This window comes from Streptomyces sp. URMC 124, from assembly GCF_051386455.1.
In the GTDB taxonomy this organism is placed as follows: domain Bacteria; phylum Actinomycetota; class Actinomycetes; order Streptomycetales; family Streptomycetaceae; genus Streptomyces.
Genome location: NZ_JBPQTS010000675.1, coordinates 1 through 230 on the forward strand (window position 1 = coordinate 1; position 230 = coordinate 230).

General features: G+C 55.7%; 1 protein-coding gene. It reads left to right on the forward strand.

Translation table 11 applies throughout. From position 1 onward, the window contains the following. Positions 1 to 26: 26 nt before the first annotated feature. Positions 27 to 230 (forward strand): hypothetical protein (locus ACSNOG_RS34130; protein ID WP_436756541.1); only part of this gene is annotated, 204 nt, incomplete at its 3' end.

A 230-nucleotide genomic window follows, 5' to 3' on the forward strand; every position in this document is an offset into this window, starting at 1 on the left:
TCCTTCAGCTGGTCACGGGACTGCTGATGGGATGGATGGAGCCGGTTCTATTTCAGATGCTGTGGTACGTTGCGGCCCTTGTGCTGGTGCCCGTCATCGGCCTTTACATGAAATTTGCGGTCAGGACGCGAATTCGGTCCTTGTATACGCTGGTAGAGTCATCCACCGTATCGCAAGCCGATCTGGAGCGAACCTACCGACGGTTATGGTCGCAGGCATTGCCCCATATC